The sequence below is a fragment of the Marinimicrobium locisalis genome (assembly GCF_039822625.1).
GTDB lineage: Bacteria > Pseudomonadota > Gammaproteobacteria > Pseudomonadales > Cellvibrionaceae > Marinimicrobium > Marinimicrobium locisalis.
In genome coordinates this window covers 95,753-118,595 of record NZ_JBDLLG010000007.1, presented here as the reverse complement: position 1 = coordinate 118,595, position 22,843 = coordinate 95,753, and the positions used below count along the sequence as shown (strand labels likewise).

Genomic DNA, 22,843 nt, shown 5'->3' with positions numbered 1-22,843 from the left:
GGCGCGCTTCGCGCTTACCTGACCTACGGCTGGAGAACGACGTGTAGGTCAGGTAAGCCGAAGGCGCCACCTGACAAAATTACTCTTTTGAGCTCCCCGAACCCTGCTTCTTCAAATGCGCCACCACCGGATACAACGTCTGCCCCACCACACTCCTCGGTAACCGCTTTGTGGTGCCGTACTCTGCCGGCCAATGCTCGCCGGGTAAATGATAAGTCCCGAACAACCGATCAAAAATTACCGTATGCGCCGAATAGTTCGTGTCGATCGCCGGCTTCTCCGAGCCGTGATGCCAGTGATGAAACTGCGGCGTCACGAACACATACTTCAACGGCCCGAAGGGCAACCGCGTATTGCAGTGAATCAGCACCGCCTGCAAGGCTGCGAATACCACATAAGCATTTAACGCAGTTTGATCCGCCCCCAGTAGGTACAGCGGTATCATCACCATGGCTCGCTCAGAGAACACCTGAACAAAGTGCCCCCGCGAACCGGCAAGCCAGTCCAAATGTTCGACCGAGTGATGTACCGCATGGACGGGCCACAGCAGTTTTATTTCATGGTAAGCGCGATGTTCCCAATACAGCACAAAGTCCGCGCACAGAATGATCAGCACCACCTGCAGCCAGACCGGGATCGACTGGATCGCGTTCTGAATGTCATCGCTGACGGCCCAGTGGAAATGGCTGGCGTGATAGTTGGAAAAAATCAGTATGGCGGAAATAGCCAAATGGTTAAAACAGAAATAGAACAGGTCCACGTCCCACTCCGGGCGCATAATGACCTGTTCTTTGTATTTGGGAAGCAGCTTTTCCAGCGTCAGAAAAATCACCACCGACCCGAGAAAAGCCAGTATCAACCAGTCCACACTCAAGGAAAGTTCACGGGGCTCCACCGAATCCACTGGAACCCGATAACCGCCCAACGCCAACGCGATCAGGCTAAAGCCGATGCCGAAGCTTCCCAGATGTCGATACAGGCCACGGTTGAGAATAAACGTCAGGCTACCCAGCAGGATGGAGAAGTAGATTCCGTACTTGAGCAGTATTTGCAACTGCTCCCCGTCATACACTTGCCGCAATTCGGCCGTTGTGAGGTAGGAGGGATAGAGGTAGGCCAGAACGGCCAGCAGACTTAAAATGCCCAGAGTAATCGAGCTGATGCCGCTGATCCTGCCTTCCCCGAGCCGCAGCTCTCGCTCAACAAACCGCTCGGGCACACGTTCCTTGTATTCGTAGTCGGTATCCATGGTATGTAAAACTCCTTTCTTTTCGCTTGCCTTGGGTGGGGCGGGTCTCCGAAGCGCAGGGCGGATGGGCCAAGTCGTGTCTGCCATTGCCTGGAGTTGGCTCGGTCATTTGACGTTTCGCCGCCTACCCAGAATAGCGGTACTCGCTACGCGCAAAAACTTTAACTGTTAAGGAATGATTTGTCAGCATATCCGAGTGGAACTGTGACGTGGTTCACAAATGCAGTTAAGGACGAGCTTGGCGGCTTCTCCTCGAGATTCCGTTTCCCGGCAGTAGGATTACTTTTCGTTCAGCCTTGACTCATGTAATATGCCGCTGTCCTGGGGGCTCGCGGGCCACATGCATCGTAAAAATGCAGGCCAACCCCTGGCGAGGCTGAGCCAAGGACGTTAAACGTTTAGTGAAGTTCGATATTCTAAAGAATAAGGAAGTGCTATGGAAATATTTAATACGCTAATAAACCTGTGGAGGGAGTCCATCGCTGCAAGTGGGTTCGCTTGGATTTTTATTGGAATTGGCTCTTTCCTCTTAGTGGCCTGCTCCGTTATCGTCTGGGTTGAGATAAGAAGTAATTTTTCCGGAAAAGGAATTTACTCCATTTCCCGTTTATTGCCTATGGGCATTCTGGCCTTGGCTATCAGTCTTTCAATGGGAAAGTCCATTTCGTTTTACTTGCTGCTGCTTTATTTATTTTGGGAGTTGATTCATAAAGTACTCTCCAATGCCCTTATTGGTTGGAGCTTTTATCGAAAACCATTAGCCTATTGCCTCGGAATGGGAAAAGTCCTTTGGCCCAGCAACCGAAAACGTTATAAAGTAGAGCTCCCTATTGACTCTGGGGCGACGCTCTCGTTGACGCTTCCGCGGAATAATCCTGCACTAGAGGAAAGTAATAATGGAGGGATGGGTAATTACCGACAAACAGGCAGGGAAGAGTATATAGAGGAGCTTGGAATTACCAAAACGCAGAAGTTTTACACCTGCTGGTTTTTTCAAGCCAAACGAAAAGCTCCTGTCGCTGATGTGCAACTATCGGTTGATTGCTACTCCAAAGAATGTCTTGACCCGCTTGCAAGCCATGATCACTACGAACGACTGCTTGATTGCTTGGCGACGGAAGCCATTTTTCGATCTTCTTTGGTATATGGATTCAGGTTTCCTGAGTTAACAGCCCTTCATAGTTATATTCGAAGCGATGTTCCAGTTGTAACCCTGGAGTTTGTTGGCCATCATTTCGATTACTCCTTGGTTGCCTACATTCCCATTGATAATTCTAGTGTTGTTTCCTTGACGTTCGATATTGGCGTTTGTGACGAGGGGCCTTCACTATCGGATCTGATAGAGTTTTGTCGGGAAACGGCTCGTCGTTGGAGTGTTGCCGGTGCGAGTGATTTTCATCCTTCGTCCTTAGTACAGTGGTCGGATTTTCAGCCTACATTTACTGAGCATAAAGCCGCGTACATCCCAATGTTGGGGTGGGGCCAGATTGCTAAGTCTCTGAGGGAACGGTGCAAAGACGAAGTGGAGTGGGTGCTTTTTGAGAAGCGCTCCCCGTTTTACTACAATTGGGTTCGGTCTCAGGTGGGCCTGTACGAAAGAAAGCACAAGAAACACCAAGAGGGATACATTCGGAGTTTCTATAAACAGAGAATGGTGAGTGTTCAGCATAAGGAGGTTGCTTGATGGACAGCAAGATGAGAAATTGTTTGAGTCGCTTTAAACCTAAAAAAAGTATTTTAGTCAAACTAAACCGTTTTCTTGAGAAGGAGCTTTCGATCGAATTTTGTGTAGATTCATCCTATCAGGATTATCTCAGGTTATCGAATCAGCCCCTCCGGTTCCATGAAGAGGGTGTGTCGGACCCGGAGGATGGATCCGCTCTATGTGGTCGCTATTGTAAAATCCTTGATTATGATGGAACTCTTGGGAGAATTTTTTCAACCACTAAGCTGAACTTCAATCTTCATGCTAGTTTTCTGAAGTATCCATCGTTCTCCGGCGTGGCTGACAGGCCTGATGAGCTCTTGAAGTTGGCTGAATACCACGACTTTGTTCACCATGCTGTCGATAATCCCCTGTTTCAGATCAGTAGACGTGGGTTTGGGCTTCGATATGGAGCCATCGCTGGTCGCTACTGGCTTCAGTACTTCCATCTTTATCGCGGCTTAGGTGACGGGGAGTTTTCGGATATTGAAACTGTGGCGCACCCCAACCCTCACCGAGTGAGGTGGAAATCACCGGTTGACGCCAATATAAGCATGAATATGATCACGCCAATTGCCGGTCACTTGGCGTTCAAGATTCAGGTGGATGTGGATGTAAGGTCCTCGAAGGGTATCAATGCGGTTTCTCCGGAAGTGGCTCGATACTTGGTCGAATCAGTGGCGTCAACGTTCAGATCGGGCCCTTGTGATGGCATGAAGGCATACTCTGATTTTGTTCGTCGAAATGGAGAGCGGGCCTCTCACGAAACAGGCCTATTTGACTGGAACAACATCGGGTTTGATGAGTCGCATATTCAGTTGGGCTGGGGTGGTTTGGAGGAGAAGTCGACTTATTTCAATGAGCGTCTTTGGTTCGACTATAAGAATCCATTGGGTGCGAGGTTCCCGCTTAGCCCCGGTTTAGTGTTGAATCGGAGAGAGAAGGCTGTCCAGGATTATTTGCGGCAGAAAGAGACGAACGTTCAATGCTGGCGTAAGGTCTTAGAGCGCCTGGACGTAGAGCCTCGCGAATTTTTGAAAGACACAGAGCATCTGATCGCCTAGAGGGCACCTCTGAAAATTGATTGAGGCCTCCTGCATCGCGCTCCTAGCTGGGAAATTCCTGAAAGCCAGAGGCCGAAAGCAATTATTAAAGGTTCCCTAAAGATTGCTTTTAACGTAGTTTCGGGAAGGTAAGCGAGAGGTTAAAAGCGGGGTTCGAGGTGCACGATGAAAAAAGCAACGTTCATTTTTTTGGTTGCCGTAATATCATTAGGCTGCAGCAATGAAAGTGTTGGGTATAAGTGGGTGGACGTCACCAATGTAGATTCGGACGATACTCTTTCGGTTCGAAGTCAACCCGATGTCGCCTCTGAAAAATTAGGAGAACTGCGCTATAACCAAGCTGGAGTTAAGGTCAGAGACGACGCCTTAAAGGACAGCAAATCCAATTGGCTTCCGGTTCAGAGTGGCGACCTTGTCGGTTGGGTTAACAAACATTACGTAAGGCCAGCCAAACTCGCCAGCTTTAGTGAACCACTGAAATGCCTGGGGACAGAGCCTTTTTGGTCACTGGAGGCAAAAGATGGGGAGATTGTTTTCTCTGATATGGGAGAAACTGAATTAGACTATGCAACGTTGAATATTAGCCAATCACAGAACCACACGAATGCTTGGCTGTTTCGTTTTGGCGACGGAGCGAGTCAGGGGCGAATGATGCTCAAGCAAACCGAGCAGTGTAATGACGATATGAGTGATAGGCTCTACGATTATGAAGTGGGGATTGAGCTGCCTGAAGGCCGCTTTCTTACAGGTTGCTGTAACCCTCAGTAGTGGTAGGGCTAGCGCCCGGTGAAGGGCCAAGTACGCTCTCATCGGACTGAGGCCGCTTTTTTTAGTCCGACTTTGTCAGGTGGCGCCTTGGGCTTACCTGACCTACGGTTAACAATAACGTGCCGTGTAGGTCAGGTAAGCCCAAGGCGCCACCTGACAAAATTAGCGCTTTGAATGCCGAACTCCGCATTCGCCAAATGCACCGCACCCACCTTTCTTTTACTCGTAGTTGGTATTAGGCATACACTCACGGGGAGAGGACGCGGCTCAGCCTGGCCGCCGCCCTAGTAGAGAGGACATTGACATGACCAACACCGAATGGCCGGGGGAACCGGCCTCGTCTTTGGAGTGCCCCAGGGTGGACGGCCGCTATCAAATCCAGCGGGTCACGCCCCGAGCGGCGGCGGTGGGCGGTATTCCGGTTAACCGCATCCTGCCCCGCCGGCAGCGGCGAACCATCGGGGCCTGGTGCTTTCTCGATCACGCCGGGCCCAGCCACTTTCCCGAGGACGCCCCCGGTTTTCGCGTGGGGCCGCATCCACACATAGGCCTGCAAACCTTCACTTGGATGATCGCCGGCGAAGCGCTGCATCGAGACAGCTTGGGAAGCGAGCAGGTGATTCGCCCCGGTCAGGTGAACCTGATGACCGCCGGCCGGGGTATCGCTCACACCGAAGAGGCTACGGGGCCCGAGCCGGTGATGCATGCAGCCCAGCTGTGGATTGCACTGCCCGAAGCCCATAAAGACACCGTGCCGCGCTTTGACCACTACCCCTGCCTGCCCCAGTGGCAGGAGGCTGGTATCGACGCCACCTTGTTGGTGGGGGAATATGCCGGGCAGAAAGCGCCGACGTTGAGCTACAGCCCTCTGGTGGCGGTGGAGTACCGGGCCGATGTGGCCACGGACCTCCCCCTCACTTTGGACCCGGAATTCGAGTACGGTCTTGTGGCCCTGGAGGGCGGGCTGACAGTGGAGGAGGATGTGCTCGCGACCAACGAGCTGGCGTACATCGGTGGTGGGCGCAACAGTGTATCCGTCTCCCTCGGCGCCGGTACGCGTTTGCTGTTACTGGGGGGCGAACCTCTGGGCGAAGAAATCATCATCTGGTGGAACTTTGTTGGCCACAGCCGCGAGGAGATTGCCCGGGCTCGGGCGGATTGGGCCTCCGGCAATGATCGCTTCGGGTCCGTACCCGGCGATAAAGGGGACCCGCTTGAGGCGCCCCCTATTCCCTGGAAATAACCCATGGCGATACTCACGCGACCTAAGTTAACGCTGCTGCAATGGTTGGGGTACCTGGGATTAATTCCCTTTATTCTACTGCCGCTGCTGAGCGCCACCGGGCTGATGGGGTTCGGGCCGGCACTGCGGCTGTTCCAGCTCTATAGCGCGCTAATTCTGGGGTTTATGGCGGGGGTGCTCTGGCCAGTACTCTATCGCCCCCGGGCCGCCCGCCGGCAGGCGCTGGTGGCGGTGGCCTTTCCCGTGGTCAGTTTTCTCGGTTTCGCATTGATGGTCCCCGCCCGATGGCTGGTCTTGCAGGCTGCATTGTTCCTCGGCTTGCGGCTGTTTGAATACTTGGCGGGGGTGGACCGCCGGTACCCGACGTATTACGTCGTACTGCGTTGGCAGCTGACCGGCGTGGTGGTGTTGATGCACTTGCTTTATACCCTGGCGTGGTAGGGCGTCGCCTTAATCATTCGTGTGATTCTGCCTGACGTTCGGGTTGTGTGACCGGTTTCACAGGATGGTATTAATGTAATACAAATAATCTCAAAAGTTTTGTAGGGTCGACCTCCCGACCGGAGTGGGGGCGCCCCAATGGGGCGATAGTCGTCCCCGCAAGCGGTATCTCTCGTCGGGTCGGTGCTTCTTAAGGTTTTAAGGTTAAGGCACCGACAACACAACGTTATAAAAATTGGAGAGAGAACCTATGTTCAAGACTTTTCTGCGGCAATCGCCGCTAGTCGCCTTCGTTTGTCTGATGTTCCTATCGCCCGGTCTCTGGGCCGATGCCGAAGTCACCCGCAGCAACGGGCAGTGGCTGTCGCGGGTGGACGGCAATACGGTCTACCAGGGCGGGCGCTATTTTGATGCGATCAATGCGGCTATTAACAATATGGGCGGCGGCGTTGTGAATATTCGCAACTCCGGCGACAGTGGCCCCGACGGTGGAGGCGTGTATTCGATTCGTCCGCGAGCGGGGCAAACCCTGAACTTTCACGGTCACACGGTCAATGCCAATGGGGGCGATTTGGTGGTGCCGGTGTATTGCGACCGGCGCGATAACATCACCGTGCGTAACTTGCACGTGACGGGGAACCCGCGCTATGGCATCTGGTTTCGGGGCTGCTCCAACGTGACCCTGGAAAATATCACCATGGATTTGAGTAACAACAATCCGGTGGGGCTGGGCATCCGCGTGGATGATTCCACCGGTTCCGCCACTAACCTGACCATCGCCGGCAATATCAACATCAACGGCGCCAAGGGCCACGGGGTGGAAACCTATGGCGTGGATGGGTTTAACATTGGAGATGTGACGGTCACCAACAACGGCGGCTGCGGTCTTTTGCTCAACAATTCCCGCAATGGCACCGTGGGCAACGTTACGGGCCACTACAACAACCAGGGCGGCGGCTACGCCACCTTCCGTGTGGCCAATAACAATGGCCCCAATGTCACCGTGAATAGCGTCTATTCGCGCAACTCCGGCCGCGGGTTCTTTAGTGTCTCCGACAGCCACGGTACCACCGTGAACTCGGTCGACATTGCCAACACCACCTCCCACGGTATTTTTCTTGAGGACGCTTCCAACACGCACGTACTGAGTGGCTCGGTCTCCAACGGTAACCCTAACTGCCAGCTGGTACGCACCGACAGCTCCAGCATCAACGTTTCGGGTTGTGACAATGTGGGCACCTCTCCCGGTGGGGGCTCCGGCGGTGGTGGTGGCAACAATTACGGCACCATCGATGGTATTTACCGCATCGTGCCGGTACACAGTGGCAAGGCGGTGGATGTGGCTAACTGCGGCAATAGCACCGGCACCAACGTCCAACAGTGGACCTGGCTCAACAATGACTGCCAGAAGTGGAATATCTACCCGGTGGATGGGGACTACCATCGCATCTCTCCCGTGAACGCCGGCAGCCTCGCGCTGGATGTGGACAGCTTCTCCACCGACAACGGCGCCAACATTATGCTGTGGGAGTACCTCGGTGGTCACAACCAGCAGTTCCGCTTCCAGAGTGCGGGTGAAGGCCGCTGGCGTATTGTCGGTCGCCAGAGTTCCAAGTGCCTGGATGTGGAAGGCATCAGCCAGGACGACGGTGCCAACTTGGTTCAGTGGGAATGCATTTCCGGCAATACCAACCAACAGTTTGAGCTGATTCGACAGTAGCCGGACGGCCGAGACGGCGGGTAAGCGCGAAGCGCGCACCCGCCGTTGTTGGATCAAGTGTGGCTCTGTACTCCCAACCAAACGGCCAAAGGCTTAACCCGCCGGATCACCGACCACTCCAAAGCCCAAAGCGCGACTAAGGAAATTCCCACCAAGGGTAGAAAAACCCCCAATACTAGAACTCCAACGCCGACAATTTTCGCTTTGTGCTGATCCAGTGTTGATGGTGCCCCCAATGCGTTTTCCGGTTTCCGTTTGCGCCAAAGCATGAAACCGCTTGCGGCCAAGGCAACGAGCCCGAGGGCCGTTATCACACCCAAAAACTGGTTGAACCAACCGAACAGTTGTCCCTCGTGAGCGGCAACGCCGATGCCCACCACTTTGTCGACGGTGCCTTTGTCGCTAAACCCGCTACGCTCTTCCACGTTACCGGTTTGCGGGTCGAGCCAGGCGGTCGCTCTCAGTGGGCGATTCTGGTGCTGCGAGTCGGCTTTCCAAAGTCCCTTGTCCCAGGAAAGCTCCACGGGCGGGGCGAGTTGTAGCGCCTGGGCGGCGTTGAGGATCTTCGCATCGAGTGAGGGTCGATCCGTCGAGCCTTGCAGGTGGTGATGTTGGTGCTCGTTGGAGCGAACTTGCCAGTCTTGCTGTACCGGCCCTTCGGCCCACTGGCGCACCTCCTTGAAGGCGCTGCCCCACACCAGGCTCCAGGGCAAGCCGCTGAGTAACAAAAACAGAGCCATCAGAGAAATCCAGAAACCGGTGACCGCATGCAGGTCGCGCCAGAAAGCGCGCCCGGTTTTGGATAGGCGTGGATAGAATACGCCGGCCAGCCCTTTGGCGGAGCGCGGCCACCAGAGATAGAGGCCAGTGAGAATCAGAACAATGGCCCAGCAGGCAGCCAGCTCCACAAAAATCGATCCCGTCGTACCGGCCAGAAGTTCACCGTGAAAGGCTCGAACTTGACGAATAAACTGGTTGTCGTAACCGTCCTGATGCAGTACTTCGGCGTTGCTAGGGTGGACGTAGGTCAGAAAGCGTTCGCCGTCTTTGTTTGTACTGACCACCACGGCATCGTCTATATCTTTGGGTAGCCTCAGGCTTTGAAAAGTACTGCCGGGTAGGTGGTTCAACGCCGCATCAATCAGCGTTTGTGGTGCCGCGGGAGTGTCGACGCTCGAGAGGTTTTGAAAGTGTCGCTCATTCCACTGATCGATTTGCGGCTTGAATAGATAGATTGCGCCGGAGAGGGCGAGCGTTATGATAAACGGAATGCAGAATAGGCCGGCGTAGAAGTGCCAGCGCCAAATTGTCCGATACCACTGTTTGGTGTTGGTGGATCTAGTCTTGGGAAAAATGGCCTGATTCATCGCATTTACGCTCAGCGTTGTTGTTATTGCCAGTCATAGGAAAAGTTGGCATATACCGTCCGCCCCGACCAGGGATGGGAAACATAGGCTCGTTGATCGGTGACGTTGTTCATGCCCAGGCTGAAGCTCCAGCGTTCATCCAGCTCATAGCGGGTTTTTAGCCCGATAAAAGCGTAGCTGTCCTGCGCGCCGTAGACTTCGTCCACCGTATCGCTATTGTCCAGGTTGCCGTAGCTATTACTGGCGTATTGAACGTTGGCGCTGGTGTCCCATTTCGAAGTGAGGTGATAGGTGGCCAGCAAGTTTCCCCGCCAGTGCGGCATGCGCGGAAAGGTGTTTCCTTCCAGTTCCGGGTTGGGTTCGTTTTCGGTAATCTCCGCGCGGGTGTAGGTTAGGTTGAACCGCAGGTCCAACTGCGGATGCCAAAGCCCTTGCAGGTCGGCGATCCACTCGGCGCCCCAGGTATTTACTTCGTCAATCGGCACAAAGGTGCGCACTGAGCCACCGCCCGGGAGCAGCTCCGTTTGGGATTCAATTACGTCTTCGATGGTTTCCTGAAATAGGTTAAAGCGCACCACCCCGTGGTTGTGTTGGCGTTCGAGCATTAGGTTCTGGTGTACGCCATCTTCCGGTTTCAGCTCCGGGTTGGCCTGGCTGACGGCGTTGTAGGCTCGGTACTGACTGAACAGTTCTTCCACGATGGGAAAGCGATAGGCTTGAGCAAGTGAATACCGCAGCTGCCAGTCATTTGTGGGCGAAAAACCGAGGGAAAACTTGGGAGACACCCTCTGTCGATCGTTGCCCGGTACCGGGGTCAGGTCCAGCGCCGGTGTGTCGGGTTGGTCGTCGGAAAAGTAACCGTTCTCGCTTTGCCAGTCTTCGTAGCGAAGGCCCAGGGTAGTATCCCACCGGGGGTGAAACTCCCAGGTGGCTTGGGCATAGAGAGCGTCGATTCGGGTTTCCCCACCGCTGCGGCTTACCGCTTCGGTTTTTTTCCCGGCCAGATAGTTGTCGGAACCGTAAACGTTGAAGTTCAACTCATAGGCTTCGGTGCGGACGCCAGTGATTAAAGACAGCCCCTCGGTCAGCCAGTTTTCAATGTTCAGCTTAACCTCGGCGGTTTGCCAACCGGTATCGCCGTAGTCGCTGACCTGTCCCGCCAATGACGCCTCGGGGTGCGCCGGGTTGACCGCGGACTCCCGGCTTTCATCCCGCAGGATGGTGAAGTGACTCAGGCTGGTCTCCAGAGAGAGACCCTCCGCCAGCTCGCCCCGCACGCGCCAGCCGGTGGAGAGGGTGTCGCGCTCCATTGAGCTGACGTTAAGGCGGGAGGCGGGTATGGAAAAGGCCGTGCCGTTTTGGCGCGCCGCGCCGCCCCAAAAGGTATTGCCGTCCGCGTCCTCCACATAACTGTTCGCATCGTCACTTCGGGACTGGCGGTCCTCGTAGGCAATATTCACCAGGGTGGACCAGCGCTCCCAGTCGTAACCGAGTTTCACCTTCATATTGTCCGTGGTGGTATTTACCACGCCGCTATCCCCGAAAAACAGCCGTTCGCTGCCCTCGTCGTCCAGCCCGGGAATGGCACCGCTGACCGGTTGGGGCGATGGGTCCTGGGTGCCGCCACCGTAGTAATAGGACTGGGGCTGCGCTTCGTTTTCCAAGTGGTTGTAGGAAAGATAAACGCTCAAATCGCCGAAGCGGTCGCCATAGGAGGCGAAGCCTTTATAGCCATTGACGGTGTCGTCAAAACCGTAGGCGTCGAAGCTCTGCGAGAACAGGCTGCCGTCGATATGAACGCGACGGGACTCCGGGATGGCGGTTTCAATGTTGATCACCCCTCCCATTGAATTGCCGCTGTACTCGGCGGAGAAAGGCCCGTAAAGCAACTCCACCTGAGCGATTTCGCTGGCGGACACCAGCGTCCAGCGTGGGGCGCCACTCCAACGCGATTCCAGAAAGTAGTGCAGCGGTACGCCGTCGGCAAAAACCATGGAGCGGGTGGTTTGGAACATATTGGAGCCGCGGATGCCTAAGGTGCCGTTGGCGTCGCCAACAAAGCGGCGGCGAATCACCAGGCTGGGCTCGAATTTGACCAGGTCTTCGGTGGTCGCGATATTGATGCCCTGAACGTCCTTCGGTGTGATGACACTGCGGGGCCCGGGGGGCTGGTTATCGTTGCCGTCTCCGCGTTCGCCCCAGACGCGCACTTCCTCCATGGCCAGCATAGGAATGGCCTGCTCGGCAAGCAGCATGGGAGTGAAGAGCGCCAGTCCGGTACAACACAGAATGCTATGCTTGTGAATGTGGAACACGATGCGTCTCCTGTTATTGGCGAGTCGCAGCATAGTCAACGGCAGAACGGTCGCACAGTGACAAATTGTCGCACCTGGGCAAACGGTGTCACAGTTTGCGTCGAGCCGACAGCCCCAGAGGAGGATGCTAGTGAGAGTGTTTCTTGGTATTGAATTGCCTGAAGATGTTAAACAATCGTTGCAGTCGTTGCCCAAGCAGCCCTCGGAGGCCCGGTGGCAAACGAACGAGCAGTTACACCTAACCCTGAATTTTATCGGTGAGGTGGACAACGATACGCTTGAGACCCTCCGGCACCGCCTGCAATCCCCGCCGTTAGAGCCGGTGTCTCTGCGGTTGAAAGGCGTTAATGTCTTTGGCTCCCCCAAGCACCCGAAGGCCCTGTGGGCAATGGTCGAGCCAGCGGCACTATTACAGCACTGGCACCACACCCTAAGAGATCGCCTGGAGGCTGTGGGGTTGGAGCAGGACGACCGGGATTTCCAGCCTCATGTGACGTTGGCGCGGTTTGGGCGTAAGGCGGTCTCCGTGGAAGAGTTCCTCAAGGCGAACGAAGAGTACCTCTCGCCCAGCTTTACCGCAGAGAAGTTGTGCTTGTTTGCCAGCCATTTGAGCGATGAAGGCGCCCGCTATGAAGTGATTGAGCGCTTTCCGGTGGGGACTCTCTAACTAACGGAGGGAGATCGGAGGCACGTCCGTGTGCCTTCGTTCTTGCTTTACTCGCAGGTGGTGCCGGTCAGCGCCGGAATCTCGGCATCTTCCTGGCCTTTACTCACCTGCAGACCGAACTCTACGGTTTGGTCTGGTTGCACGGTGCTGTTCCAACTCAGCGCCTCGGCACTGTAGGGATTGCTGCCGCTGATGGTGGCATTCCAACTGTTTTGCAGGCTGGAGCCGTCGGTAAATTCCCAACCGACCTGCCAACCCTCGAGCGGGCTGTCACCATTGTTGGTGATCCGAATCATACCGACGTAGCCACTGTTCCATTCGGACTGAATGACAAACTCGCACTGAGTCTCCTCGTCGGTGTTCGGGGCTTCGACAGTGATCATTTGGGTGATGCTGTCGCTATCCGTGTCATCAATGACAGTCAGTGTGACCGGTATTTCCCCCGTGATCGGCAGGCTGTTTTCCACCACTTCACCCGCCATTAAATAATCCGAGTCAAAATCCCAGCTGTAGAACAGCTCATCGCCATCGGCGTCCTCGCTGCAGCTGCCATCGAAGGTGATGGTTTCGCCGGCCTCTGGGCTTGATGGACTATAAGTGAAGCAGGCCTCTGGCGGCGTGTTCACCGGCGCGGTCACCACGTAATAGGTGGCGCTGTCGGTGGCGTCCAGCGCATTGCCGTTGGCATCCTGGGCAGTGACCGATACCTCAAAGGCACCTACCGTTGCGGGTGCTGTCAGGTCAATGGTTTCCCCCGGACCAAACGCTCCGGCGGCATTGCCATCCACCATCACGGCGATGGAAGCGGCATTGCTCAGGCTGACATCCAGGGTAAAGCTCTGCCCCGGATTGACTTCGGCGCCGTCGGCGGGCGCGTCGATGGCGATGCTCGGGAAGGCCGGTTCCTCGACAGTGATCGTCACGCTTGCCTCGCCGGACTCGGCCCCGGCGTCGTCCGTTACCGTATAGGTAAAGCTGTCGCTGCCAGAGAAACCGGCGGCCGGCGAATAGGTGCGGCTCGAGCCGCTGCCGCTCAGGGTGCCATTGCTTGGCGTGCTCACCACCTGATAGCCCGTGATGCTGCCATCGGAATCACTGCCTTCGAGTGCGATGGACACTGGCATCTCATAGTCGGTGGTGACGCTGACGTCCGCGGCGGTCGGCGCGCAATTCACACCGGTATCGCCGCCGCAACCGCCACCGGGCTCTTCGCCCCAGAGCAGCCCTTCATCGCCGTAGATGGCGATCTGGGGGGCGGTCGCGCCGTACTGCTCGGACGTGCTCTCGTACACCGGGTCCCAGGAGGGGTCGTTGCTGTTGTCCCACTCGGCCGCGTCGGTGGTGGTGGGCAGTGACGCGCGGAACTGCACTTCGCGCCGGTGGGCGGATTGGCCGCCGGGGAAGATAACATCGCCGGCGAAGCTGACTTCCGCATAGTAGATGTTGTCCGCCGGGTCGCCCCAGGCGTGCAGGCCGGTGACCGAGGTGGCCTCGGAAAAGGCCGTGCTCAGAGTGACGTCCTCGGCGGTGTAGCCGGCGGCGTAGACTTCGCTCAGGTCGTAGAAATAGCGGAAGTACAAGTCATCCCGTCCGTCGGCCGGCGTGGTAGTGCGGTTTTGCAGCACGGCTTTGATTTCGATATGGCGGGGGCCGCTACTGTTAACCTGGGCGCCGATCAGCAACTCATTTGGCTCGGGGGTCACCGTGGGTGGGAACTCGCTCTCGGGCAGCGGCTCGCCGCCATAGTCGTTGTAGAGGGCGGCCACCGCGCCGGTAAAGCCGGAGTTGTAGTCCACCGCGACCTCGTTCATGACGTAGTCGCCCCGGTCCTCGGTGTAGTTGGTGTCGTTGTCGGGGCCGGCCACGACGGCGCCGATCAGTTCGTGGCGCTGCTCTTCGGGCACTTCCAGGCTGTCCGCCCAGGAACCGTGGGAACCACGGTGGTGAACGTTGGTGGGGTAGTCGTCGCCGTACCCGATCAGGTAGCTCAGGTTGAGTGGGTTGTCCCCGAGGATGTAGTCGATCTGCTGCTTGCCGAAGTCCTGGTAGCGGTCATAGAGGCTGTGCTCGGGCCCGATAACATCGGCGTAGCGCAGTGACAGGAAGGCCAGGTTGGCGGCGTAGCGGTTCACGCCCCAGCCGGAGCTGTCCACCACGGCAATGCCGCCGGGGGTGCGGGTGCCATCGCCGATGCTCCAGTGGTCCAGGTAGCGCTGGGCGTCTTCGTGGAAACGCTCATCCCCCATCAGGTCGGCCATCATCACGTACACGGCGTAAGCCTTGTCGTTCCAGTTGAGCGACCAGGTGTACACCGGGGTTTCGGTGCGGTTCTCGAACCCCATCTGGTCGTAGTAGTACAAGGCGCGTTCGCGGTACTGGTCCTCGCCGGTGGCGCGCCAGAGCCAGGCCGCGCCCCACGCCATTTCGTCCCAGTAGACGCCGTAGGTGGAGTTATAGAACTGCTGAGCGTCGGTAATGCAGTTGGAGTAGGCGTTGTCGGTGCCGTCCTCGCCCGTGGTGGCTTCCGCAAACTCGTACAACTCCCGGGCGTGATCCAGCAGGGTGGCCGCGTAGGTACTGTCTTCGGGCTCGAACACCATGGCGGAGGACGCCATGGCCGCGGCGGTTTCCGCCGCCAGGTCGGGGCCGGGGCAGTCCAGGTCGATCCTCATGGCTTCTCGGGATTCGGGAATCTTGTGATGGACCACTTCCGCCGGACCCCAGAAACTGTGGTCCAAGGTGCCCAGGCCCACTTGGCCGTAAAGTACATTGGGGCTGGGGTGGGCGTTAATGAAGTAGTCATTGACGAAGCGCAGGTTGTTGAGCAAATGCTCCATTTGGCCCGACTGCTCATAGGCTTCGCGGTAATCCACGCCGCCCCAGGCGAGCAGGGTGGTGGTGGCTGCCATGGGGAAGCCGAATTTGACGTGGTCACCGGCGTCGAACCAGCCACCGCGCAGGTCCAGGCCCACGTCGGCACCGTCATCCGGGACTGAGTCTCCCCGCCACTCGACCCGGTTCCAGTCGGGCAGCGGGCCCGCCTGCTGGGCTTCGTAGAACAGTAGGGATTTCTGCAGGGCCTCGCCGTATTGTTGTGCATTGACCGAAGCGGTGGCGCCGAGACCGAGCGCCAGCACCGCCATTGCCTTTAAAGGTTGGACTTTCATTGGACTCTCCTGTTTATCGTTCCTGTTTATCATTTTTTGGGGCCACTCGTTAGCGTTTTGGTGGCCGGGGGCGGTCTGGAGTGACCGCCTCAAGAATTGTCCGAGTCGCTTTGCCCTTTGCCTGTTAACTGGGTCACGGAAGCAATAATCTTTGGCGCCGAAATTTTTATAAAAGCCCTTTGGGGGCTGAGCGGGGCTCGTCGTCTCAGTTTTCTTTAGGAGGTCCCAGTTTCAAAAAACCGCAAAGTGGGGCGACGGCCGGCCCTTAGATGGCGTCTTATCGCAGGTAGCGCGTCGGCATTGAACCGGTGCGAGGTGAATAAGAGCGATAAGCGTGGGAGGCGGTGCCTTGAGGGTGACAATCTTGCAGTGGGTCTTGGTGGTGACCGGAGTGGTATTGGCTGCCTGTAAGGCGCCCGATCAGTACGGGGCGGGCTCGATCAGCGCGCGTATCTATCCCGAGAGCTACCAGTGTGAAGACCAGGAGGGGCAGGCCCGAATTCGCAGCGCGGGGGTGGTGCACGCCGAAGTATCCTCCTGCGAGGGGCAGATTCGCCCGCAATCGCGCCTGCCCCAAACCGTGGCGCCCGCCGCCCGCGAGCCTGCCATGGCCCACCGCTGGTGGGGCAATGTCGTCTTCTTTGGTGAGCACGCCATCGGCGACCCGCAGGGCATTGGCCATATCACCCCCGACCCCATCACCGCCCGAATTACCGAGCGGGGCATGAGAGTGATGGGCATTCCCGCCGGATTACAAGTACGCGAGGACCGAGTCACCTACCCCATTCCCCGTCCTCTGAAAGAGGTGTTCGACGGTATTGCTCTGGCCAATAGCCAGTTCGATGACCTGGACGCGTTTGTGCGGGACTACAGCGATGGCTCCGTGACGCTGGAGTGGCGCAGCGGCCACCGCCCGGTGATGGCGGCGACCTTCGTGCAGGGCTCCCCCTACGTGTATTTGAGTGTCTACCGGGGTGACTTGCTGGTGCGCACCCAGGCCCCGGACGGGAAGCAAAAGGGAATTTTTCATCACTCCGACAATACTCTGGGCATCTGGACCGATGTGGCGGGCCAAAGGAACCATTTTCTGCTGACGGGCCAGGGCGAGACCACTTTTCGGGGGCGAAGCGGCAAAGAAATCCGGGTAACCAGTCAAACCAGCCACTTCACTCTCACTTGGCTGCCGGTGGAAGAGTCGACACCCTCCGCAGACAGGGTGAAAGCCTTTTTGGCGTATGCGCGTCAGCCGGTGGATGAGGTTCGGATCGACTACCAAGTGGACCCAGCCGACTACTCGGTCACCATTTCCCATCAATACCGTTACCAAGGCCGGCCGGTGGAGACCCTGGCGGGGCTTCAGTCCCTGCACTGGAAAAACAGTAAGCAGGCGCTTACCAACTACCATGTTCGCAGCAGTCGCGGACTTCTCCGCTTTGCCCAAACCGACGGCTTCCAGTATCAACTGGCCTATACCGGCGTTTTACCGGGCCTGCCGCCCGCGGTGGGTACTTACGACGTGGACCGGCTCAAGGGCCTGATTCGGGACTTTCTTGATCGTGGCCCCGGCGCTTGGAACCAAGCCACCGATACCTATTGGGCCGGCAAGCAGTACGGCAAGGTGGCGGAGCTGGCTCTGCTCGCCCGTACGCACGGCATGACTGAAGAGGCCGACACCCTGATCGACGGCCTTAAGGCCGAGCTGGAAGACTGGTTCCGAGCGGAAGACGCGGGCCGTTCCAAGGTTGCCAAGTATTTCGTGTACGACGAGCGGTGGAACACGGTGCTGGGGGTGCACGAGTCCTTCGGAGCGCATCAGGATCTCAACGATCACCACTTCCACTACGGCTACTTTGTGCGCGCCGCCGCCGAAATCTGTCGGGTCGACCCCGACTGGTGCGGTCCCGGCCAATGGGGGCCCATGGTGGAATTGTTGATTCGGGACTACGCCGCCGGGCGGGACGATCCGCGCTTCCCCTACCTGCGGCATTTTGACCCGGCCTTCGGTTTTTCGTGGGCCTCGGGCTCGGCCAACTACCTGTTGGGCAACAACAATGAGTCCACCTCCGAGGCGGCCACTGCCTACGGAGCCATGATTCTGTATGGCTTGGTGACCGAGCAGCCGGAGCTGGTTGACCGGGGAGTCTACCTTCACGCCTCCACCGCCACCGCCTTTTGGGAGTACTGGAATGACATTGACGGTTACCGAAACAAACCGCCGGAATTTCATAACTTCCCCCAAGCGTACGACAAAATCACCACATCCATCTTTTGGGGCAACGGCCACTCATTCACCACTTGGTTCAGCGATGCCCATGCACACATTCTGGGCATTCAGGGCCTGCCTATTAACCCGCTGGTGCTGCACCTCGGTCAGTATCCAAATTACCTGAAGGAGTACGTGGAGCTGGGGCTCACTGAAAGCGCCAACGGCCGTCCCTCGGGATTGCCCGAGGACCAGTGGCGGGATATTTGGTGGAACATTTGGGCTATGACCGACGCCGATGCCGCCATGGGGGATATGCGCCGGCATGGCTGGAATTACGCCCCGGAAGAGGGCGAGACCAAGGCTCACAGCTACCACTGGGTCAGTACCTGGCAAAACCTGGGGCATCTGGCAATGGGAGACGAAGCCCTCACGGCGGACTACCCCGCAGCCGTGGCCTTTGAGAAGGAAGGGCGCCTGACCTACGTCGCCTACAACTTCGGGGGCTCGGAGCGCCAAGTGGCTTTCTCCGACGGAACCCGCTTCACCGTCCCGCCGGGTCGCTTTGAAGTGCGGCGCTCGCCCGGAGCAGCGCCGTGAGCGGGCGTCTCGCTTTACGAAATGCAAAGTGAGACTCGCCACCTTGGGGGGTTTCGCCAAAGTGGGACGATCCTTTGTCGGCTCTGGCTGATAGTGGGCCATAAGCGGTCGGTGCCCGCCGGCCCGCTTCTTCAAGACAAAGGGCACCTCTAATAATCCGGAGTCGCTTCTGCGCGAGCCTCAAGCGCTCACTCCGCAAGGCGCTCTTCGCAGGCAATGGCCGTAGCCCTTGTCAAGAAGCCCTACAATTATAACGGTTTGAGGATTCGGATATGACCAACAACAGCAGTTTCAAACGCAAGCTTATCGCCTCCATAGTGGCCTCCTCTGCGATAGCGGGTCTGGCCAGTGGCGCATCCGCTCAGGATGCCGAGCAGCCGGTGATGGACGAGGTTCTCGTCACCGGGATTCGAGCAAGTCTGACCCGCGCCATGGACGTCAAGCGGGACTCCAGCGGTGTCGTGGATGCGATCTCCGCGGAAGATATCGGTAAGTTTCCCGATACCAACCTGGCGGAATCGCTCCAGCGGATTACCGGGGTATCGATTGATCGTTCCAACAACGAGGGGAGCCAAATCACCGTTCGTGGGTTTGGCCCAGACTACAACCTCGTGTTGTTGAACGGTCGCCAGATGCCCAGCGTAGGTGACTCCCGCTCTTTTGAGTTCAGCGACCTTGCCGCCGATATTGTCAGCGGTGTGGAGGTTCACAAAACCTTCAGCGCGGATAATGTGACTGGCGGTATCGGCTCAATGGTCAACATCAACACCGCCCGTCCGTTGGACAACCCTGGCTTGAACTTCTCTGTTGGCACCAAGGCGATGATGGATACCACCAACGAGGCCGGAGATGACGTCACGCCCGAGGTCTCTGCCATCATCAGTAACACCTTTGTGGATGACACTGTCGGGGCGCAACTGGCTCTGTCTTACCAAGAGCGGGACAGCCGCCTGGTGAACGCGGATATTGCCAACTGGCGCAATAACTTTCACACCGATATCGCCAATATTGATATGTCGTTGGTGGAAGACAACCGAGCTAATCCAGAGGGCCCAACCTTTTACCCGAGAAACTATGGTTACAACATCGACGACATCAGTCGGGACCGGCTGAACGGCCAGGCGGTTCTCCAGTTCGCGCCCACGGACAAGATTGAGGCGACCCTGGATTATACGTTTGTTGACGTTGACTATGAGGCCCTGAACACCGGGGTCGGCATCTGGTTTAGCGACTCGGGGGACGCCTTGACGGACGGCGTTATCGATGAGAATGGCACCTTCGTGTCCGTTACCGAGGCCGGTCAGGATTATGCCTCCAATATCCGTCGCAACACATCGGAAACCGAACTCGACTCCGTCGGCTTGAACGTCACGTGGGATGTGAGCGAAAACCTGGCGCTGACACTCGATGCGCACGACTCTTCTCGCCTCAACCAGGGGGTGGGGCGTGGTAATGATGCCTTCCTGATTTTGGGCGCGGTGGAAATTGACGAGAAAACCTACGACGCCACGGGGGGTGAAGACATTCCCTTTATGCACATCGACTTCCTGGACGATGGCGCGGGCATCGTAGAGGGTGTGCCCACAGCGGATTCCTACGACTCCCTGTTCGCACAGTCGGGTATCAACATCAACGAATCAGATGTGCAGCAATTCCAGCTCTCCGGCGCATGGACAACCAACGAGGACAGCGGTTTGGTATCGATTGATTTCGGAGCCGCCCATACAGAAATTGCCAACCGCTGGCGCTCGTACAATACCGGGCAATTGCCACTGGGCTGGTACTCGGACAACCAGGATTTATGGCCGGCGGACATGTTCACCGCCCTGCCTACGGCGGGCCTGTTTCCGTCCTTCTCGGGTGGCGATACCAACGTGCCCGTGTACCACACATGGGATTTCGAGCGCGGGGTGGCTATTGCGGAACAGCAATGGGCGGATCATTCGGCCTCCCCGCTCCCCGAGTGGGGCACGGCGCCCGAGGGCACCAAGATGCGTGCCGACACCTCGGGTAGTCCCGTCAGCGACCACCGTGTGACGGAAGAAACCCTGTCGGCCTATGTTCAGTTTAACCTGGAAGGTGAGCTCGCGGGCATGCCTCTTCAAGTGGTGAGTGGGCTGCGTTATGAGGCCACAGACGTCGTATCCAACAGCTATCAGCAGGACCCCCTTGAACTCGTGTGGCAAAACCCGACCGAGTGGGGCCTGAACCTGGCCGAAGAAAGCACCTATACGAACCGTACCGGTGACTATGAAGTCTTCTTGCCGAGCCTGGATGCGGCGCTCGATATTCGTGACGATGTGGTGGGTCGCTTTAGCTTCAGCCAATCCATTACCCGGCCTACCCTGGGCAATATGATCGGTACTCGGTCAGTGACGGATCGGCCCAAGCCGGGTGAGCGCTCGGGTAATCAGGGTAACCCAAACCTGCGGCCCTTCACAGCCAACAACCTGGATTTGTCCCTGGAGTGGTACTACGACGATGCCAGTTACGCCTCAGCAGGCTTCTTCGTGAAGAAAGTGGACAACTTTATTGTGGATCAGTTTGTATCCACCGAGGTTTTGAACCTGCGTGACCCCCTGAAAGGGCCGAGAGCACAACAGGCGCGCGAGGAACTTACCGAGGAAGGAATCGAGGTGACGGATGAGACGGTCTTTGATCGAATCAACGAGAACCAGGGAACCGAAGGGGCGATAACGCAGGTTGACGCCGACCCCCTTGCCCCCTTCGAAATATCGACCCCCAGCAATATGGAAGAGGCCACGCTGCAGGGGGCCGAGTTCGCGGTACAACATAACTTTAGCGACACGGGTTTTGGTGTGATTGCCAACCTGACTCTGGTGGCGGGCGACCTGTCGGTTGACAATTCATCAACCGATTTCCAGTTTGTGCTGCCGGGGTTGAGCGATTCAGCCAACTTCATCGCCTTCTATGACAAAGATGGCCTCCAGGGTCGTATTGCCTACAACTGGCGGGACAGCTTCCTCAATGGCGTGGGCCAGAACAACACGCCAATTTACACGGAGGAGTATGGTCAGGTTGATGTGACCGTCAGCTACGACCTTCCGTTCTTTGAGGGGCTGACCGTCTTCGCGGAGGGTATCAACGTGACCGATGAATCTCAGCGGCAGTACGCCCGGTATGAAAACATGTTCAAGCATGCCGAGCAGTACGGCGCACGTTACAATATCGGTGCTCGCTACACCTTCTAGGTTAAGATATGAAGGTGTGTTGAAAAAAGCCAGCCGTTCCTCGGAGCGGCTGGCTTTTTTATTCGGTTACGAGGCGCTCGCGTCCATGCAGGTTCTCTAGCTTTGGGTTTCCTGGCGTTGGGTCTCCGAGGCTTTTCATGGATTACATTATTTACGTTGGATTATACTCCTCTGACAGGAGGTTCGGCATGGCGGGCAGTGGTGCCCAAGTAGAGAGCACAGGAACGCCGCTGCGTCGTCCAATGTTTGGTTCACTTTTTACGGGTACGGGGATCTTTTACATGCTAAGAATATCGGTTATATCCGCCTGGTCGGCTGGCTTACTGTTCGCTCTGTCGGCAGCGGTTCACGCTGAAAACGAGCCGTTTGGGTGGCCCAACGGCGCCAAGGCGGCGGTTAACCTCGCTTACGATGACGCCCTGGCCTCGCAGCTTGAAAACGTCATCCCCGCCTTGAATACGCGAGGTTTTCGCGGCAGTTTTTACATTCCCGCGGGCGCACCCCTGGTGATGGAACGGCTGGAAGAGTGGCGTGCCGCTGCCGAGCAAGGGCATGAATTGGGCAACCACTCACTGTTTCATCAGTGTGACAAGCAACTGGCCGGCCGGGAGTGGGTAGAGCCGCACCGGGATTTAAGCCAAATTCCACCGGCCGCCTGGGCCGAGCAAATTGCTCTGGCCAATGATTTCCTGAAACTGATCGATGGCCGGGAGGAGCGCACCTTTACTCCGCCCTGTGGGGACCTAAAGGTGGGCGACAAAGACTACCTCGGCCGAGTCCAGTCGTTGTTCGTGGCCTCCAAGGCTTTCGGTGCCGGCGCGATAACCCCTTCAATGCAGGAGCTGGACCCCTACCGGGTGACCGTGACCGCTCCGGCCGCGGTTACCGGGGAAGCGCTCATTGCGGTGGTGGAAGAGGCCGCCCGGCAGGGGACCATGGCGAACTTCACCTTCCACGGCGTGGGGGGTGACCATCTAAGCGTTTCAGTCGAAGCCCATAACGCTCTGCTCGACCATCTGGCGGCTCACCCCGAGCGCTACTGGGTGGACAGCTTTATCAATATCATGAGCTACGTCACCGAGCGGCAGTAACCTCCCGGGCCCGGCGTCCGTCGGGCCGTCC

Annotated in this window: 14 protein-coding genes; 10 read left to right on the top strand and 4 right to left on the bottom strand. The window is 57.2% G+C overall.

The annotated features are described in order from the left end of the window. Positions 1 to 79: 79 nt before the first annotated feature. Positions 80 to 1,249, bottom strand: coding sequence for a sterol desaturase family protein (locus tag AAE514_RS06615; RefSeq protein WP_347330736.1), 1,170 nt, complete (start codon positions 1,247 to 1,249; stop codon positions 80 to 82). Between the two features lie 436 nt (positions 1,250 to 1,685). Here AAE514_RS06615 and AAE514_RS06610 point away from each other — a divergent pair, with 436 nt between their 5' ends. From AAE514_RS06610 to AAE514_RS06585, 6 genes are all read left to right on the top strand, one after another. Then, on the top strand, positions 1,686 to 2,933 hold the full coding sequence (locus AAE514_RS06610) for a hypothetical protein (protein WP_347330735.1): 1,248 nt from the start codon (positions 1,686 to 1,688) through the stop codon (positions 2,931 to 2,933). Further along, positions 2,933 to 4,018, top strand: a complete 1,086-nt coding sequence (locus AAE514_RS06605; RefSeq protein ID WP_347330734.1) for a hypothetical protein — start codon at positions 2,933 to 2,935, stop codon at positions 4,016 to 4,018. Before AAE514_RS06610 ends, AAE514_RS06605 begins: the two co-directional genes overlap by 1 nt. Positions 4,019 to 4,183: 165 nt before the next feature. Beyond that, positions 4,184 to 4,786, top strand: a complete 603-nt coding sequence (locus AAE514_RS06600) for an SH3 domain-containing protein (protein ID WP_347330733.1) — start codon at positions 4,184 to 4,186, stop codon at positions 4,784 to 4,786. Between the two features lie 304 nt (positions 4,787 to 5,090). Next, on the top strand, positions 5,091 to 6,029 hold the full coding sequence (locus AAE514_RS06595; RefSeq protein WP_347330732.1) for a pirin family protein: 939 nt from the start codon (positions 5,091 to 5,093) through the stop codon (positions 6,027 to 6,029). 3 nt (positions 6,030 to 6,032) lie between these two features. Beyond that, on the top strand, positions 6,033 to 6,470 hold the full coding sequence (locus tag AAE514_RS06590) for a DUF3429 family protein (protein ID WP_347330731.1): 438 nt from the start codon (positions 6,033 to 6,035) through the stop codon (positions 6,468 to 6,470). Between the two features lie 250 nt (positions 6,471 to 6,720). Further along, positions 6,721 to 8,190: an RICIN domain-containing protein gene (locus tag AAE514_RS06585; protein ID WP_347330730.1), complete on the top strand. Its 1,470-nt coding sequence runs from the start codon at positions 6,721 to 6,723 to the stop codon at positions 8,188 to 8,190. 53 nt (positions 8,191 to 8,243) lie between these two features. On the opposite strand, the gene AAE514_RS06580 is transcribed toward AAE514_RS06585, so the two are convergent. Both AAE514_RS06580 and AAE514_RS06575 read right to left on the bottom strand, forming a co-directional pair. After that, positions 8,244 to 9,557: a PepSY-associated TM helix domain-containing protein gene (locus AAE514_RS06580; RefSeq protein ID WP_347330729.1), complete on the bottom strand. Its 1,314-nt coding sequence runs from the start codon at positions 9,555 to 9,557 to the stop codon at positions 8,244 to 8,246. Positions 9,558 to 9,580: 23 nt separating this feature from the next. Then, the gene (locus AAE514_RS06575; RefSeq protein WP_347330728.1) at positions 9,581 to 11,872 is read right to left on the bottom strand and encodes a TonB-dependent receptor; all 2,292 of its coding nucleotides are present in this window, start codon (positions 11,870 to 11,872) and stop codon (positions 9,581 to 9,583) included. Positions 11,873 to 12,002: 130 nt separating this feature from the next. Between AAE514_RS06575 and thpR the strand changes: the two genes are divergently transcribed. Then, positions 12,003 to 12,539 (top strand): RNA 2',3'-cyclic phosphodiesterase, encoded by a 537-nt coding sequence (gene thpR / locus AAE514_RS06570; RefSeq protein WP_347330727.1) that lies wholly within the window; start codon positions 12,003 to 12,005, stop codon positions 12,537 to 12,539. Positions 12,540 to 12,586: 47 nt separating this feature from the next. Here thpR and AAE514_RS06565 read toward each other — a convergent pair whose 3' ends face one another. After that, positions 12,587 to 15,706, bottom strand: a complete 3,120-nt coding sequence (locus AAE514_RS06565; RefSeq protein WP_347330726.1) for a glycoside hydrolase family 9 protein — start codon at positions 15,704 to 15,706, stop codon at positions 12,587 to 12,589. 355 nt (positions 15,707 to 16,061) lie between these two features. Between AAE514_RS06565 and AAE514_RS06560 the strand changes: the two genes are divergently transcribed. From AAE514_RS06560 to AAE514_RS06550, 3 genes are all read left to right on the top strand, one after another. Further along, a complete protein-coding gene (locus AAE514_RS06560; protein WP_347330751.1) occupies positions 16,062 to 18,509 on the top strand; it encodes a glycosyl hydrolase in 2,448 nt (815 codons plus the stop codon). Between the two features lie 272 nt (positions 18,510 to 18,781). Next, positions 18,782 to 21,721: a TonB-dependent receptor gene (locus AAE514_RS06555; protein ID WP_347330725.1), complete on the top strand. Its 2,940-nt coding sequence runs from the start codon at positions 18,782 to 18,784 to the stop codon at positions 21,719 to 21,721. Between the two features lie 281 nt (positions 21,722 to 22,002). Beyond that, entirely contained in the window at positions 22,003 to 22,812 is an 810-nt protein-coding gene (locus AAE514_RS06550) for a polysaccharide deacetylase family protein (protein ID WP_347330724.1), read from the top strand. Positions 22,813 to 22,843: the final 31 nt, after the last annotated feature.

Excerpts from the sequence above, each read along its gene's own strand:
- AAE514_RS06615 (WP_347330736.1), bottom strand. The coding sequence starts at position 1,249 with ATGGATACCGACTACGAATACAAGGAACGTGTGCCCGAGCGGTTTGTT.
- AAE514_RS06610 (WP_347330735.1), top strand. The coding sequence starts at position 1,686 with ATGGAAATATTTAATACGCTAATAAACCTGTGGAGGGAGTCCATCGCT.
- AAE514_RS06605 (WP_347330734.1), top strand. The coding sequence starts at position 2,933 with ATGGACAGCAAGATGAGAAATTGTTTGAGTCGCTTTAAACCTAAAAAA.
- AAE514_RS06600 (WP_347330733.1), top strand. The coding sequence starts at position 4,184 with ATGAAAAAAGCAACGTTCATTTTTTTGGTTGCCGTAATATCATTAGGC.
- AAE514_RS06595 (WP_347330732.1), top strand. The coding sequence starts at position 5,091 with ATGACCAACACCGAATGGCCGGGGGAACCGGCCTCGTCTTTGGAGTGC.
- AAE514_RS06590 (WP_347330731.1), top strand. The coding sequence starts at position 6,033 with ATGGCGATACTCACGCGACCTAAGTTAACGCTGCTGCAATGGTTGGGG.
- AAE514_RS06585 (WP_347330730.1), top strand. The coding sequence starts at position 6,721 with ATGTTCAAGACTTTTCTGCGGCAATCGCCGCTAGTCGCCTTCGTTTGT.
- AAE514_RS06580 (WP_347330729.1), bottom strand. The coding sequence starts at position 9,557 with ATGAATCAGGCCATTTTTCCCAAGACTAGATCCACCAACACCAAACAG.
- AAE514_RS06565 (WP_347330726.1), bottom strand. The coding sequence starts at position 15,706 with ATGAAAGTCCAACCTTTAAAGGCAATGGCGGTGCTGGCGCTCGGTCTC.
- AAE514_RS06555 (WP_347330725.1), top strand. The coding sequence starts at position 18,782 with ATGACCAACAACAGCAGTTTCAAACGCAAGCTTATCGCCTCCATAGTG.
- AAE514_RS06550 (WP_347330724.1), top strand. The coding sequence starts at position 22,003 with ATGCTAAGAATATCGGTTATATCCGCCTGGTCGGCTGGCTTACTGTTC.